Below are 15,215 nucleotides of genomic sequence, written 5' to 3' on the forward strand. Positions count from 1 at the left end.
CTCAGGCGCCGGAAGCGGCGGACCCACGCCGGATGTGCTTGCACCTCACGCCCCGCGCGACGTCCTGAAGCGACGGCTTACGGGTCGCCCCGCAGTCGGCGCACGTACTCGGCCAAGGCATCGAGCGGGCACCGGGGTAAGGCGCCTTCGGCTCGAAGCCAGCAGCGCGCATCTCCTCGGCTTCCGGCTCGTCGTTGGTCTCAGTGATGCGCGGAGGCCAGGAGACGGGCGGAGGGACGTCGTGGCTCGAAGTGTGCCCTCCGAGCAGCAATCCGAGGCTCACCCATTGCCTCGGCTGCGAAGAAACGTTCACAGCAAGTCCTATCTCGTACGTTGCGGTCAGATGGTCAGGGGCGGCGTCAACGTCGTCGTGGCGTGGCCCGTGCAGCTCAGCTTCCGAGCACGGCCTCCCGAGCGGCGCGTGACCAAATGGATTGCTGACGGATGGTGAAGCCCATTCGGTTCCAGTGGAAGAAGATGTGGCGTGCGAGGATGCCGCGCGGCCCGAGGCTGAGTTTTCCGCTTGCTGCGGCGTCCGACAGGGCCCGCCCGCTGCGCTCCAACCCCTTGATCCACGGTTGTGCGGGAGCGAGTTCCCCGGAGGCGAGAAGCGGCTGAGCGTCGACCAGCAGGAGTCGGCGCATGGGCTCGACCATGGTGCTGACTTGGTCCGGAGTCACGTCCTCGGCGAGTGGACGGCGCGCTTCAACCTGTCCCCATACGTCGCCCTGTTCGCCGTACTCCAGACCTGCGGCGCGCATCAGCAGCGTCATGGCCAGGAGAGAGGTCGCCTTGGCGTCCCACATCCTTTGGTGATCGTCAGCGATGGTGTGGAGGTAATCGAGGACGCCAATGCTGTCGGTGTGGAACAACTCGTGCGCAAGCGCTATCCCGGCGAGGCCGCCGAAGGCGACGGTCTCCGGCTCGTACCGGACGGACTTCCAGTCCGTAGTCACTCCCCAGGAAACGGAGCTGTCGAGCGCTTCGGTGACGTGGATGACGGCGTCCTCGGGGGTGGCACCCGGGGCCGGGTAGTAGCGCAGGCGCCAGTGGGGGTGCTTCCGTACGAACCACCATTTGCCCACGGGGCCCGCGCGTAAGACGGGCGCGAGGTATGCGCGGAAGGCGCGGGCGGCAGTCGGGTAGTCGGCGAAGTGGATGTTGACCTGGTGCCACCCGGATAGCTGGTCATCGAGCGCGGCTCGACCAGCGGCCCGGTATCGCTCGATCGCCTCGAAGAGGTACGTGGGCGCAGTGTGAGCCGCGCGGGCCGCTTCTTCGACGGGCGTCCCGCCGAGGACGGCCAGGACGGCGTCCTCGATGCGGTCCGCGTCGTGTGGCACGGGCGTATCTCTCACGTCAGCAGGAGGCAGGCGTCCCACTGCCCCTGGGGTGCGGTGCCCGATTCGGCGTCCTGGAAGGCGAGGGAGGCCCCCGCCTTTCCGACGAGGAACCCCGGCTTCTCGGGGACTTCCGCGGTCAGGAACCGGTCCCTGATGAGGGCGAGCCGCTCGGCGAAGACAGACGGGGTCTCCGCTTCTTCGGCTACGCGCTGCGTGGTCCGAAGGAGGCCGCCGAACCCGTGGCACAGGCCGCGGTCTGCGATCTTGTCGAGCTGATCCGGGTCGCTCAAGCAGTGCTGAAGAGCACGTTCGGCCATCCGCTTACGGTCGCCGTCTTCAAGAACGATGCCGGCGAGTTGTTGCGCCCGGGCCAGCCCCGGGGTGCCATAGCACCACGAGGGGGTAGCTGGCAGCGCGGGCGCGGGCCCTCGGCTGCTGACCCAGCGCGGCCAGCGGGCTCCTCGGTAGTCGCTCTGCCGAATCTGGTCGAGCCATCGGCAGATCCGAAGCACGGCGTCCTCGTGCCCCTCCACGGTGACGCCCGCGCGCAGGGAGAGGGCGAGAAGCGCGAGAGGCCCGCTGATGCCGTGGGCCATACCCGCGTTCGCGTGCCCGCCGGGCGTGGCCTCCTTGTTGCTGGCCGGAGCGTGAGCGACCCACCAGCCGGGCAGGGGTTCGCCCGTCGAGGCGGTGGCTGGCTGAGTCAGGCGAACCAGGTACTCCAGGACGCCCTTCAGCTCCGGAGAATGGGGCTGGCGACGCAGGAGCAGAGCACCGATGCCCGTCAGCCCACGCAACAGGTCGTACTCGGCGAAGGCGGGGCGGCGCCCGGACTCGATTCGGGCGTGCGCGGCGGTCAGGCGCTTCCTTGTGTGCTCGGCCACGATGCCGTCGAGGGTGTGCAGTGCTCCGGCGTACCGGTCGGTGCCGTCGGCGGCCAGGTGCAGGACGAAGGTCATCGCGGGAGCACCGAGGAAGAGATTGGCGTCCGGGCCGTCTATCAGTGGACCGATTTCGGCCAGAGCCCGGTGCACGACGCCGAGGTCACCGATGCCGCGGCGGGACCGCTCAATGTTGATCATCGCCGTGCCGAGGGGCCCGTGCGCGAGGGACTGACGAGTGGAGGTGTCGGTGGCCGGCGGAGCGGTGGTCACGCCTCGTCTCCTTCGGGGATGAGTGTCCAGGACAGAGCTGCGGCGCGCGCGATCCGGCGGCAGGTCGCCTCTGCAGTGCGGTCGATGCCCGCGACGCGGTTGTGGTGCATGTGCAACAGGGAGGGCAGCGTGTCGTCCGGGCCGCAGTCGGTCAGGGCTCGGCAGTAGCGATCGAGCGCCCGCCTGCGCGCTTCCCAGGCGTCGGCCACAGCGGCCCCGCCGTCGAGGTCGGTCACGACGGTCCGTACATCCGGCTCCGAAAGGCGCAGAGCGAGAGCTTGCACGTTGCGGGGGACGAGGTCGCCGTCGCTCCGCACGAGATGCTGGGTCAGCCAAGCGCAGGCGGATGTGCGGGAGCCGAGGAACCCGGTGGAGATGTCCACGAAGGAAGCGCCGGTGACCGCTGGCTGGAGATCCGCGGGTATGGCCAAGGACAGCTGCGCGAGCGCGGCCGTGGAGTCAGCAGCGAAGTAGTCCTCCGCGGCCTCCAGGACGCGGCCGGTGCCGTAGCGGCCAATCTCGGGATGATCGGTATCCCACTGCACCCGCTGGATCAGACCCTCGTGACGCAGCTCGGCGGCCCACTGGGCGACGGCCTGTGCCGCAGAGCCGAACGCGTCCGGTTCAGGGAGGCGGAGCCGCAGCCGCAGGTGCGCGTCAGGGTCGGCGTACCGGATGAACCAGGCGAGCGGCGGAGTCTCCCATCCCTCCCGCAGGAGGCGGGGCAGGTGGGCAGTCAGTACCTCGGATGCGCGCGCGGCGCTGCCGTACAGCTTCACGTACATCCAGTGCGAGGCTCCCGGCAGGCGCCCCGCATCGCGGCTGGTGGAGGCCCTGACGGCGGGTGCGGGGAGGGGGCGCTGGTCGGAGGCGAAGGTCATGGCCACCTCGTGGGCGCGATTGATCCAGCCGTAGGCACTTTCCTCCGGGGCCTCGTGCAGCACGGCCGTGCCGTGCTGCCGCAGTTCCGCGCGAAGCAACTCCTGGTGGACTGGCACGTCAAGGTCGAGACGGAGACGCTGGTCGCTGGCGCCGAGGTAGACGGTGCGCGGCAGCCCGTACGTGCGGCGCCAGGCGCTGAACCGCTCGTGCCAGTCGTCTCCGTCGCCGAGATCGCGGTGGCGCAGCCGCCACAGGGCTGCGGAGAGAACAGTGCGGCCGACGCGGACTTCGGGCAGAAACGGCAACCGGGTGGCGGCGCCCCAGAAGAAGGGCATCAGGACGGCGGTGTGGGAGCGGTGGAGTTCGCACACGAAGCGGATCAACGGGTGGGTACTGCTCGACAACTCGACCGCGTTCATGACGGTCGGCTCGATGATCCGGCCCGTGGACAGCGACACGAGATAGAAGCGGCTTGCGTCGGTGAGGACGCCGAGGTCGTCCAGATCCAGGGTGGCGTGGGGGTTGTGTTCCCCGACGGACAGCAGTTCAGAGGCGATGAGCGGAGAGCGGCTGACGTTGTTGATCGGCACCTTCAGCGGCGGACCGGAGACCTGTGCACGCACCGCACCTTCAGTCAGGGTGGGCAGAGCGGCGTGAACGGCGGTCACTCGGTCGAGGTCTGCCGGTTCGAGGAGGGGCAGGAAGCGCCCGGTCGTGATGCCGGCCGCCAGAGACAGGCCAACGGTGGCGAGGTTGAAGCGACCCTCATCCAGCGCACGCTGAGACTGGGCGAGCACGGTGAAGGTGAACTCGATGTGCGCCGGGACTTGGGCGGGCGTGCTGGTGGACAGGGCGTCGATGTCTCCCTCGGTAAGCGTGATCTCGCGGCGATCGGTCAGGGTGGCCTCCTGGACGAGCGCGAGGAGGTGTTCGTCGCGGGGAGTCGTTGCAAGGACAGGCCGGGACAGGACGGTGCCGCGGTAGCCGACGGGAAAGCCGAGGCCGGTGTCCGGGTCGGTGAGGTCGCGTACCGGTACGGCGACACCCGTGCTGTAGCGCTCCAGGAACCGGGTGAGGTAGTCGCGCCAGGCCGGGGAACCGTTCGGGTACGGGGTGATGCGCGTGATCACGTCCAGCGCTCGGCGTGCTTCCTCGGCGACCTCTTGGGGCAGGACGATGCCGCAGTCCGGGCGCAGGTGCACCGCGAGAGCGCGATCGGTGTTCCCGGTGAGGCTGTTCATCGCGGCGGTGGTCTGGGCCCGGAGGGCGCGCTGTTCGTCTGGGTGGGCACGGTCGTGCTGGTGCAGGAGCTGGTGAACGTGGCGCAGTTCCTGTGCCTTCACCAGCACTGCTGAGCCGGGTGCACCGGCCCGGCGGGTCTCATCGAGTTCGTTGATGAGGTGGCCAAGGGCGTCATCCACGGTCATCGGCGCGTGGAGGCTGGTGAGCAGTACCCGGTGCGTGACCAGGCTGCTCACCATGTCCTCGATCACCTGGACCGGAGTACCCGGGTAGTCCGCCTGGATCTTGGCTACCAGTTCACCGACGGCTGTGGGCGTCTGCGCCAGGGACAGCGTCAGCTCCGACGCTCGGGTCCGGCGAAGGGTCGTCTGCGCGGGGCCCTTGGCGCCGGGCTGGTGAGCGACGGTGATCTGTGCGCCCCGCACCGTGCAGGTCGGGTCGGCGACGACGTGGAGGTGTCGCAGGACGTCGGGGTCCTTCTCCAAGGTGGTGATGATGTCGTGCAACCACGTCGCGTCGGCTCGGGCAAACGCCGCGTGCTTCGTTCCCCAGCGCACGGCGCTGCTGTGGCCGAGGCGTACCGGGGCGGGCCCGGCGAACGTTCCGAAGGGAGTCGCCCGGAACTGCATGCGCAGGAGGTAGCGGGTCAGGGAGAGCGCGATGCGCCGCAGGCGTGAGCGGCGGACGGTGCCGGCGATGGCCCTGCGGATGGTGGCGGCCAAAACGGGTGCGGCGAGTTCGATGGCGTTGGCGCAGGTGCCGTCGGCCCAGACCCGCTCGATCCACTGGCGGCAGCGCTCTGCGTCGGCGGCGGGATCGTCGAGGGGAGCAGGGCAGGAGGGCAGCGAGGACACCAGCGGGAACACCGATGCCCTTATCATGCTCGCGTCAACTGCTTGGTACATGGCTGTGCCTCCTTTACAGGTGTGGTGCCCGGGGTGGGTGGGGCAGGGCGCCCTGCCCCACCCACCCCGGAGGGATGCCGCTGGATCAGCCGCAGGTGCTGTTCGAGCAGGCGGACGCGCAGGTGGACGTGCAGCCGTCGCCGGTGTCGTTCAGAAGTGCTCCGACGACGGGCAGGGACGAAACGGTCTCGATCTTCAGGTCGAAGTCCGAACCGGAGTCAGCCGCGAACGGGGTTGCCGTCTGCGGCGTGGGCGTGCTGATCTGCGGTGCCATCGCTTGTCTCCTCGGTCTGAGGGATCGGTGGACTGTGCGGATCGTGCTGGTGGTGCCACCTGGCAGCGTCGCGGGTAGCGTCACGGCCAGGAGATGGTGACCCGCGTATGCGGCCGGTCGATCACCCGGCCTGCGGGAAGTCGGTCATCGGGCGTCCCCACCGGGTAGACCTCGATGCGTGCTCGCTCATTACGGTGCTCGCTGTTCCACGCCTGGATCTCTTCGACCAGGCGCTCGGCAACCTTCTGGCCGTTGGGCCCGTGACCGATTGCGCCCAGCTCGTAGCGGTCCTCCTGATCGGTGGGCCGGGAGCGGCGGTAGGCGAAGCTGCCACCGTCCACGAGCGTCGGAAGCCCGATCGGCGAAGCCGCAGCCACGACGCCACGCTCCCGCGCCCCGGGCTTGGCCGCCATGAGAGGGAGGTTGTCCAGGGCGGTCGTCAGCCACAGATCCAGGTGTTCCATCGACTCCTCGCCACCGATGGTCACCCCAGACCATGCCTCCACCCGCGGGGAGCGGAGCGCGTCCCGCAGCGCCTCCGTCTCCGGCTCGGGGTGACCGTCCAGGCGAAGAGCGACCTCGGCGCCCTCCTCATCGTGGAGAACGGCCAGACGCATCCGGTTCTCGCCAGCGCCGCGCATCGGCACGAAGCCGCACTGCTCGATCCCGTCGCTGACCAGCCGGTCACCGTCGCGGACGAACGCCACGGTGCGGGTCATGCTCCGCATCCGAAGCGGCACGACGAGCCGGCCGCCGTCCTTGAGCTGTTCGATCCAGGACGGTGGGATGTCGGCGGCCTGCACGGTGACAACGATGCGGTCGTACGGCGCGTGTTCGGGGACACCGTGCTCGGCGTCGCCCGTCACCACCGTGATGTTCCGGTACCCGGCGGTCTCCACGAACCGCTCCGCACGGGCAGTGACATCGGCGTCGATGTCCTCGCTGACGACGTGACCCTCGTCGCCGACCATCTCCGCGAGATACGCGGCGTTCGGACCGCCGGAGCCGATCTCCAGCACGGTCATCCCGGGCTCGATGTCGGCCTGCTCGATCTGCATGGCCTGAACCCTGGGGGCCGACACTGAGCTGATGTCCACGCCGTGCTCGTCGGTCTTGGTGATGGTGGCGTTTTCGACCTCGTACGTCTTGGCCGCGTCCACCTCAGGAGTGGCCAGGTGCCGGGGGACGGCACGGAACGCTGCCACGACGCGGGGGCTGCGGGCGGCCCCAACCTCGATGAGCTTCTGCACCATGGTGTCGCGCAACTTCGTTGTTGTGGCGTCCAGTTGCCGGGAGTCGGTTGTCATGTTGGGGACGTTATCCACTCTTGGGCTCCTACTCGACGTCGCGTGCCGAGGGGTCGGGCGGGTGAAATTGATGTGGCGGCGGCGAAGACTCGCGCCGGGTGGTAAACCGCCCAACGGCCTGGCCCGTCACATCCGGGCCGCCGGGCGGTGGTCTAGGCGGCGGGCACCAGGTTCTTCAGGTCCACAACGTCGAAATCGCTCAGCTCGCGGACGAGCTGTGAGGCGAGGAACCACTTGAGCCGGGGGTCGCCGTACGGAACCGGCACGTCGTCACCAGCCAACGCCCTGACCTCGCGGCCGGTCCACTCATACGGCGTGCCGATCACGCCGTACAGGCGGTAGCGTCTCGCCAGAACCGCCACGTAGCCCTCACGCACCAAGTGCGGACACCGCTGCCCCGCCAGGTAAGCGTGCTCAACACAGACCGGTGGCTGGGCCGTCCGCACCGCGCCGCTGAAGTCATGCCCGGCGGTCTCCAGGAACAGCACACCGGGCTTAACCGGGAGCTTCTGCGGGTGCCACACGGCCCTGGCTCGTTCGACGCACACCTGACAACGCAGATAGAGCATGGTCTCCCGCTGCCGTGCCGGGTGGACGAGCTTCCATCGAGGGCGCCCGGCCGGAAGCCGGTCGTCACCAATCGATTGCGAGACTCGGCCCCACAGGACACCGCGAAGATCACGATCCCCGGGCACTTCGAACCCGTAGGAAAGGCGCAACCGGCCATCCTCGCCGGCCCCAGCGCACAAGCTCAGGAAGTCATCGGCTTCCTCACCGCGTCGGCAAGTGATGTAAGGGACAACAGGGGCGATCGCGGTTGTGGTGCTCACGCGGAGCCTCCCACAGGGATCGCGAAGGCCCGGTGAGGCGCGATGATCTCCCCGTTGGGCAGTATCTCGCCGGTGTCCTCAAAGAGGATCGTTCCGTTGCACAGCAGGCTCCACCCCTGCTCAGGCCAGTGTGCAAGGGGCCGCGCCGCGTCCCTGTCGGAATCCTCAGCCGTAGGGCACGGCGGGGTGTGCGCACACATGGCGCTCGTCCTCTCGGGTCCGGTGGAGGTCTGGGAGCGGCGCCGTACGAACGCGTCGATGGCGTCTTCGCTGTAGCCGTAGAAGCGGCCGGCGACCGTGTCGTCCTCCCACCAGGAGGGGGCCGGGTCGCCCCACTCGACCGTGTGGCAGGTGTCGCGGTAGGGCGACCAGGTGACTCGCAGGTTCGGAAAGCCGGGACGGTCCGCGAGTAGAAGACGGACTTCCATCGCCAACGACAGCAAGTCGAAGGACATGTAACCGCCGCGACGTTGGCCACCGACCGGTACAGCGAGGAGAGGGGCCCGGAACACGCAGACGGCGACTGCTCCGGCGAGTACCGCAGAGTCGGCGAGACGATTACGAAAATACTCGTAGTCGTACGCTTCTTTGGCGGGGCGGAGGGACAGGGAAAGGCCGTGGCGCGGCCGTCTCGCGGCGGTCAGCATTCGAACCATCCCCGCGACTCTGCATCGAGTTGTTCTAAGCGCTCGACCAGGTCGAGGGTGACCTGTCCCAGCCTTCGCAGCAGCCCCAGAGCCTTCCACGGATCGCCCGGCAGCTCCTCGGACCGGACCGCGCGGGCATGACCGATCAGCTTCGCGATGTCTGGATGCCTGCGGTCTGCCTCGTCGCGCACCCCGCGGTTCACGAGTTGCATCAGGGCGCCACGGAAACGCTGAGCAAGTTCCTCGACGTGGTCGTACTCGGGTACCACCACTTCAATGCGGTGCTGCCGCGACGACCCCGCAGCGTGGTGGCTGACCTCAGCGCCCAGGACCGTGTCCAGATCATCGAACACGCGATCCCAGTCCACCGGCTCCCAACCGCGTGCCTCGCTTAGCACTTGCTGGAGGGCCTGCGCGTTGAGCGGTGGTGTCCAGGGGCTTGCCAGGACCGTGGGGTCCTGGGGCCGGACCGGCATCGGCTGGTGGGGCGCAGCTTGGAACCGTGCAACGGCACTCATCATCGGCTCGCCGCCAGACCCAGTTCGCACCACATGGTGGCACCGCCGTCGCTCACGCCCCAGGCACCCTGCCGCCCGTCGGCGATCGTCTTCACGATGTCGAGGCCGCGGCCATGCTCGTCAGTGTCACGGGGTGGCTTGGGAGCGGGCCGGTAATTAGGGACTCCGTCGTGCACGGCGATACGTAAACGGCCGTTTCGGTAGGAGAGGATCAGCGTGATCTCTTGGCCCCCGCTGTGCACGATGGCGTTGGTGAGCAGTTCGGAGACGACCAGGGCCGCGTCGTCGGCGACGTAGGCCAAGCCGCGACCACCCAGGCGGTCCCGGGCCAGGTGCCTCATGATGCCGACTTTCTCGCCGTCTTCGGGGGCGGGAAGCTCACCCGGCGGTCGCTGCCGGATCTCGAAGGTGGACTTCAGGAGGTCGGCGTCGCGGTGGGGGGCGCGGCGCGGCCGTGCGGCAGTCGTTGTCATCACGTCCTCTGGGGGGTGCGGAGGACCGCCCGGACTGCGGATACCGCCCTGCTGAGGGGGGTCCGCTCGTCATCGGGGGTGAGGATGGAACGCGCTTCGGCAAGGCAGCGGACCAGTTGGACCGGGCTGGTGAGCAGGGGTACGTCGCCTATAGCGGACTCCGTGCTGGGCTCCTTCAGCCACTCCACCGGAACACCCTGCGCCAGCGGCGCGATCCCGGGGATGCGGACCGCGTGGCCGGGGCCGAAACAGACAGGAACGGCCTTCCGGTCCAGCCAGGAAGAGCCAGTGACCAGGCCGTGCCAGCGGGGGGCGGTGCCGGGCGGCACGAGAACGGCCGCCATCATCAGGTTCGTGAAGCGGATGGCTGGCCCGACGGTCTGCTTGTACTGGCTCAAAATTTCGTACGCCAGCTCCACGATCGCGCGGTCCGCCAGGACGACATCGAAGGTGATGCCGGTCGAGAGTCGACGGGGGAATTTGGGCGCTAGCCGCCAGGCCGCCATGGACTCAGCCGGCGCGGGAGTCGCCGCGGCGAACCACGCGGACAGGCGCTCGTGCTCGCCAGTCACGGTGCGGGTCTCCATAGGCCCTCCAGGTCAGCAGTCCGTACGCACAGTGCGTCCGTCGTCACCTAGTGCACCGGGCGAGCGAGACAGTGAACAGGTCTTTTCGCCGGAACCTTGGCCGCCCCTTACCCGCCCTTTCCCCCGCCCTTTTGAACGCCTCTTTCCCCTCACCAGCCCTTTTGCTGACGACAGCTCACGCGTCCCGCCGGGTGACCGCTACGGTGAGCTGACACCAGCCAGTAAGGGGGTATCCGGTGAGCCGCAGCCCGATGAAAGCGTTACGCGAGAGCCGCAACCGGACCCAGACGGAGGCGGTGGACGACCTCAACGCCTTGGCGGAACGGCTCGCTGCCGAAGGGCGGGTCTCCAAACGCCCCACCTTCACCGTTCGCCAGATGTCGAAGTGGGAGAGCGAGACAAGGCCGCGTCCGTACCCACACCCGGACACGCGGTTAGTCCTGGGGCTGTACTTCCAGCGTCCAGTCGAGGAGCTTGGGCTGACCCGCTCAAGGCGCGGAGAAGGGCCTCCCGACGCTTCCCCTGCACCCACCGTGACGTCGGCCCCGCTCGTCGGACATGTAACCGCCGAGGGTGCGTTCCTCGCCGCGGGCGCCCAAGACCCGCCGCCGTGGCTGGCCCAGACGACGACCGACGCCGCCAGCTCCACGGACTGGAAGATCGCCGAGGACGAAGTCGACCTGTTGCGAGAAGCCGCGGACGACATGGACGCGCAGGACCAGCAGTTCGGCGGCAATCGCCTCTGGCGTCCGACGCGGGCTCACCTGCTCTGGGTACACCACATGATCGACCGAGGTATCTACGACGAACCTCTCGGCCAGCAACTGCACGCGCTCGCGGGCAAGTTCACCACCAGCCTTGGCTGGTTCAGCTACGACGCCGGCTTCCACACTGAAGCGCGGCAGTACTTCTCCGAGGCCCTGAATGCCGCGATGCTGACGGGAGACGATGAGCTATCCAGCCGGACCCTGAGCAACATGGCCCGTCAAGCCGTAGACCTGAACAAGGGCCGGGAAGCGGTCCGCTTTGCTCGGCTCGCGCAGACGCATGCGGACATGTGGAGTGCGCCAACGCGGGTCACGGCGCTTCTGGCGATCCGTGAGGCACAGGGGCACGCCCGAGTAGGCGACGCCTTCAACTGCGAGTCCGCGATCAAGAGGGCCTGGATGACGTGGGAGCGCGGGACGGACGAGCGCGACCCCGATTGGACCACCTTCCTCAACCAGGCCGAATTGGTGTGCCTGGAAGGAATGTGCCGTCTTGACCTCGGCCAGACTGCTCGCGCTCAAAAGCTCTTGGCGCAGTCCGAACAGCTCCAAGACGTGGCGCACTCGCGAAACAGGGGCATGTGCCTCGGCCGACTCGCGACCGCTGCCATCGGGGCAGGCGACATCGACCACAGTCTTGATGCCACGAGGAAGGCCATCGGGCTGATCCGGACCGCGGGCATGTCTTCCGCTCGGACAGTCCAGCAGTTGAAGATCGTCCACGATGGACTGGCTCCTCATCGCCGTGCCCGCGGGGTGGGGGACCTGCTTGAAGAGATCCGCGCGGTCGTCGCGTGATGCAGCAAAGGAGAGATGCAACCAGTGGATGCGGAGTACCAGCGGTACGACGGGACGTCGGTCAAGGCCATCACTGATGAGCTGATCGAGGTGTACGCCCAGGTGTACGACACACCCCCATACATCGGCGACCCGTTCTTCTCCGTCGCTTCTTTCCGCGAGCGCCTGGAGGCCGCGTTCGCCAACGAGGGCTTCGAGACGGTGACCGCGAGCAGGGACGGTCAGATCATCGGCTTCGTGCACGGCGCCACCCTGCCCACCGATAAACCCTGGTGGACATCCCTCGGCGACCGGAGGCCGGCACAGCTCCAGGTCCTAGCCGACGCCGGGCAGGTCTTCTGGCTCCGGGAGCTGATGGTTCTCCCCGACTACCAGAACCAGGGTCTCGGACGGAAGATCCACGACACGGTCATTACGGGGCGGGCGGAGAGCGCTACGACCCTTACCTGCATCATCGACAACCAACCGGCGCACGATGCCTACCTGCGATGGGGGTACACGGTGATGGGGGAGATTAAGCACGCTCCTGAATCGCCGACCTACGACGCCATGTACTTGCCCAGCTCGTGACGACCGGAATGGCTATGTACCAGACAACCACCCAGCCCATACCGGTCGCGGCGACTTCCGTTCGCCGGGACCGCCTCTCGCAGGGCACCACGGCCCTGTTCGTGTACGGGACTCTTCAGTTCGATGCCGTACTCGAAGCTCTGATAGGCCGGATACCGAAGCGCGTGACGGCCTGCGCGCCGGGGTGGCGCGCAGCGGCCCTGGAGGGGCGCGTCTACCCCGGGCTCGTAGCAGCTCCCGGCTCTGCGGCGCCCGGCGTGTTGCTCACTGACCTCAGCCAGAGGGAGCGAGCAATTCTCGACGCCTTCGAGGATGACCGGTACGACCTCCGCGAGGTACCGCTGACCTCCGGCGGCTGCGGGCTCGCCTACGTCTGGCCCGACGGCGAAGTCTGCCATGAGGACTGGGACGCCGAGCAGTTTGAGGCCCGTCACCTCCAGGAGTACGCCGCTCGATGCGGACGGATCGCGCCGAGACTGGCCGCCGAAGCCGGCCAGTGAGTCAGGCCGCGCTCCGCGTTCGAGGGGCCCACAGGCTCCTCGAACGCTGGTGAGCGTCAACCCCGCGGTTCACGCTGGGGCTTGCGTCATCAGCGGCTCACCGGCCCCTCATTAGGGGGATGGCGGCTCGGGGGTGTCTCGTGAAACGGGCCCCTCTGAGACTGCTACGTCGCCATATGCCGATCGCCGCGGTTCCGGCCTGGCAGATTGATCACTCTGATCGGTTGTGCCAGGCCGAGCCTCAGCAGTGCCTTGCCCGGTGACCTTTGTGAACACCTGCTCCGCACGAGCCAGGGTCAGCCGCATCGTGCCGTAAGGCCCCACCGCATACCCCGTGCGGTGCCCGTGCAGGTGTAGTTCCTCCACTGCCTGAATACCGGCATCGGCCTCCGGCACGTCATCCGGTGGGACGAGCGCATGTAGGTCTGCCTCCCATTCCCAGCCGAGATCGCGGAGCACGGTTCGGGCCTCCTCCTGCTCCCAGCCGCTGCGTGCCACCAGTCCATGCCGAGGGTCCGTCGAGAAGACCATGTCGGGGCCCGTCATCATCCGGCCATCTCCTCGACTCGCCCGGCAGGTTCTTCCTCTTCGGCATCTCCCTGCGCCGGAGTGGGCCAGGCAGCGAGCTGGAAGCGTGCCGGACGGTCTTCGTGCCGTCCGACCCGGCACTCGTCGCCAGCCTTTCCCAGGGCCTTGTTCATCCGGGTGAGGAACCGGTCGTACTGCTCGTGCCAGATGACGGTGGACCCCGCGTCTGTGTACGCGTCAGTCCGGGCGAAGGCCAGGGCCGCGATCTCGTACCCCAGACCCTCGTGCTTCGTCCAACAGGGAGGGATGACGTCCTGCGGCTGCCAGGCATACGTCCAGTTCAGCCAGCGGCACACGGAGTCGAGCCAAGCGGGCATCGGCGCGATCAACTCGGCGGGCAAAGCTCCGAGATCCCAAGGAGCGGGACCATCGACTACGGACTCCTCTGCGCTTCGCTCCGCGATGTATTCCAAGATCAGAGCAGGCGGTTCGGGGAAGGGGCCGAAGTTGGCAAGGGGATTCGTCATGCCGCAGCCGCCTCCTCGCGACCGGCCCACGCGGCGGCGTGCGCCTTCGCCTGGTTCTTCTTCGCTGCGGTCTGCCGTGAGCGCTCCGTCTCGTTGGCCGCTCGCAGGTCGCGGACGTGACCTTGGATCTCGGCCCAGGAGTCCCAGGTCCACATGCCGTCGAGGCGGGTCACGACAGGCGGAAGGTTGTCCGCGAGCACCAGGGCGTGACCTTCGGGGAGAGCCCTGATCTCATCCCCGCGCAGGACCGGTTCCAGAGCCATGTGTGTGGCGGTCGAGTGGCCCCCGCGGTCTCCCCCTGTTGTCGTCTTCGTGGTGCGCTCCCGTTCGACCTGGCCGCACAGGTCCGACATGTCCTTGAGGAAGACGGGGTCCTTCGCTCCACCGAAGACCACGACGTGGTTGGTGAACGAGGCCAGCTCGTTCGCGGTGTCCTCGCCGAAGCGGGCACGGGCCGACGCCCATCCCTGAAGGCCGTAGATCACCGTGATGCCTCGTCCCCGCCCGTCAGCGACGCGTTGACGAAGGCTGGGGATCGGTGCGATGTTCGGTGCCTCATCCAGCGCGGCCAAGAGCGTCGGGTCGAGGCGTCCCGCCGGGGACGCGATCGCGTGAGCCTCCGCGAGGTCTAGCAGGTCCTCGGCTATCGCCGTGGTCAGCGGGGCGACGCTGTTCACTTCCGAATCTTTGCCGAGCAGGTAGATGGTGCCTTCTGCCTCAAGGAACTCGTGGAAGTCCGTCGGGTCCTCTCCGTCTCCTTGCAGAGCACGGATCACCGACTGGTGCATGAGGGGTTCGAGGGCCGCATCGAGGGTGCTGGCTGTGTTGCCGACGGTACGGCTGTCGCCTGTGGTGGCGGTTCGGAGCATGTCGGCCCAGCCGGGGCCGGCGCCGGGGTGGGCGTTGAGGATGCCGAGCGGTGCGGGGTCGGTCAGCTTGCGGGCCCACTTCAGTACCCAGTCCAGGTTTGCACCGTCGAGAGCGGCGGCGTGGAAGAACGCGGCGAGGATCTTGGACGCCTGCCCCTTGTAGAAGGCGCTGCCCTCGCTGGACTGTGCCGCGGAGCCGGGGGTCCGAGAACCGGCGACGAACGCTTTGGCCCTCATCATCGCGACCTCCGTTTCGGAAGCGCCGGTAATCGGCGTCCAACGGAACTTCGGGAGGGAGGGAGCGATGTTCTGCGGGTCGAAGACCAAGACCGGGCGGCCGTCACGCCGCCGAGCATCGAGGGTCAGTTCGACCAGGTCGGGCTTCGTCGATGTGGCGAGGACTGGACCGGCCCAGTTGCGGATGGTCGGGCCGAAGAACCGCAGAGTCTTCCCGCTGCCCATGGGGCCAATGACCCGGCATGCCTTGTCCGCAC

At 68.1% G+C, this 15,215-nt stretch carries 15 protein-coding genes; 3 read left to right on the forward strand and 12 right to left on the reverse strand.

What is annotated here, in order from left to right:
* Positions 1 to 389: 389 nt before the first annotated feature.
* The 10 genes from ACZ56E_RS27540 to ACZ56E_RS27585 form a co-directional block, all read right to left on the reverse strand.
* On the reverse strand, positions 390 to 1,343 hold the full coding sequence (locus tag ACZ56E_RS27540) for a thiopeptide-type bacteriocin biosynthesis protein (protein WP_471218202.1): 954 nt from the start codon (positions 1,341 to 1,343) through the stop codon (positions 390 to 392).
* 11 nt (positions 1,344 to 1,354) lie between these two features.
* Positions 1,355 to 2,497: a lanthionine synthetase C family protein gene (locus ACZ56E_RS27545; protein WP_471218204.1), complete on the reverse strand. Its 1,143-nt coding sequence runs from the start codon at positions 2,495 to 2,497 to the stop codon at positions 1,355 to 1,357.
* Positions 2,494 to 5,526 (reverse strand): lantibiotic dehydratase, encoded by a 3,033-nt coding sequence (locus tag ACZ56E_RS27550; RefSeq protein WP_471218206.1) that lies wholly within the window; start codon positions 5,524 to 5,526, stop codon positions 2,494 to 2,496. Before ACZ56E_RS27550 ends, ACZ56E_RS27545 begins: the two co-directional genes overlap by 4 nt.
* Positions 5,527 to 5,611: 85 nt before the next feature.
* The gene (locus ACZ56E_RS27555; protein ID WP_471218208.1) at positions 5,612 to 5,800 is read right to left on the reverse strand and encodes an FxLD family lanthipeptide; all 189 of its coding nucleotides are present in this window, start codon (positions 5,798 to 5,800) and stop codon (positions 5,612 to 5,614) included.
* A gap of 80 nt (positions 5,801 to 5,880) precedes the next feature.
* Entirely contained in the window at positions 5,881 to 7,107 is a 1,227-nt protein-coding gene (gene fxlM, locus ACZ56E_RS27560) for a methyltransferase, FxLD system (RefSeq protein WP_471218209.1), read from the reverse strand.
* Positions 7,108 to 7,259: 152 nt separating this feature from the next.
* Positions 7,260 to 7,937, reverse strand: a complete 678-nt coding sequence (locus tag ACZ56E_RS27565; protein WP_471218211.1) for a hypothetical protein — start codon at positions 7,935 to 7,937, stop codon at positions 7,260 to 7,262.
* Positions 7,934 to 8,593, reverse strand: coding sequence for a DUF6302 family protein (locus tag ACZ56E_RS27570; protein ID WP_471218213.1), 660 nt, complete (start codon positions 8,591 to 8,593; stop codon positions 7,934 to 7,936). The genes ACZ56E_RS27565 and ACZ56E_RS27570 overlap by 4 nt, the downstream gene beginning before the upstream one ends.
* Complete coding sequence (locus tag ACZ56E_RS27575) at positions 8,578 to 8,937, reverse strand: DUF6415 family natural product biosynthesis protein (protein ID WP_471218214.1); 360 nt, start codon at positions 8,935 to 8,937, stop codon at positions 8,578 to 8,580. The genes ACZ56E_RS27570 and ACZ56E_RS27575 overlap by 16 nt, the downstream gene beginning before the upstream one ends.
* 164 nt (positions 8,938 to 9,101) lie before the next feature.
* Positions 9,102 to 9,575: an ATP-binding protein gene (locus ACZ56E_RS27580; protein ID WP_471218216.1), complete on the reverse strand. Its 474-nt coding sequence runs from the start codon at positions 9,573 to 9,575 to the stop codon at positions 9,102 to 9,104.
* On the reverse strand, positions 9,575 to 10,162 hold the full coding sequence (locus ACZ56E_RS27585) for a hypothetical protein (protein ID WP_471218218.1): 588 nt from the start codon (positions 10,160 to 10,162) through the stop codon (positions 9,575 to 9,577). Before ACZ56E_RS27585 ends, ACZ56E_RS27580 begins: the two co-directional genes overlap by 1 nt.
* 236 nt (positions 10,163 to 10,398) lie before the next feature.
* On the opposite strand from ACZ56E_RS27585, the gene ACZ56E_RS27590 reads away from it, so the two are divergent.
* Genes ACZ56E_RS27590 through ACZ56E_RS27600 form a run of 3 tightly spaced genes read left to right on the forward strand, consistent with a single transcriptional unit; the run spans position 10,399 to position 12,797 of the window.
* Positions 10,399 to 11,727 (forward strand): hypothetical protein, encoded by a 1,329-nt coding sequence (locus ACZ56E_RS27590; RefSeq protein WP_471218220.1) that lies wholly within the window; start codon positions 10,399 to 10,401, stop codon positions 11,725 to 11,727.
* Between the two features lie 24 nt (positions 11,728 to 11,751).
* Positions 11,752 to 12,297, forward strand: coding sequence for a GNAT family N-acetyltransferase (locus ACZ56E_RS27595; protein ID WP_471218222.1), 546 nt, complete (start codon positions 11,752 to 11,754; stop codon positions 12,295 to 12,297).
* Entirely contained in the window at positions 12,294 to 12,797 is a 504-nt protein-coding gene (locus ACZ56E_RS27600) for a gamma-glutamylcyclotransferase family protein (protein WP_471218224.1), read from the forward strand. The genes ACZ56E_RS27595 and ACZ56E_RS27600 overlap by 4 nt, the downstream gene beginning before the upstream one ends.
* A gap of 545 nt (positions 12,798 to 13,342) precedes the next feature.
* On the opposite strand, the gene ACZ56E_RS27605 is transcribed toward ACZ56E_RS27600, so the two are convergent.
* Both ACZ56E_RS27605 and ACZ56E_RS27610 read right to left on the reverse strand, forming a co-directional pair.
* The gene (locus tag ACZ56E_RS27605) at positions 13,343 to 13,852 is read right to left on the reverse strand and encodes a hypothetical protein (RefSeq protein ID WP_471218226.1); all 510 of its coding nucleotides are present in this window, start codon (positions 13,850 to 13,852) and stop codon (positions 13,343 to 13,345) included.
* Positions 13,849 to 15,183 (reverse strand): type IV secretory system conjugative DNA transfer family protein, encoded by a 1,335-nt coding sequence (locus tag ACZ56E_RS27610; protein ID WP_469924239.1) that lies wholly within the window; start codon positions 15,181 to 15,183, stop codon positions 13,849 to 13,851. The genes ACZ56E_RS27605 and ACZ56E_RS27610 overlap by 4 nt, the downstream gene beginning before the upstream one ends.
* Positions 15,184 to 15,215: the final 32 nt, after the last annotated feature.

The organism is Streptomyces sp. NPDC039480 (assembly GCF_055597165.1).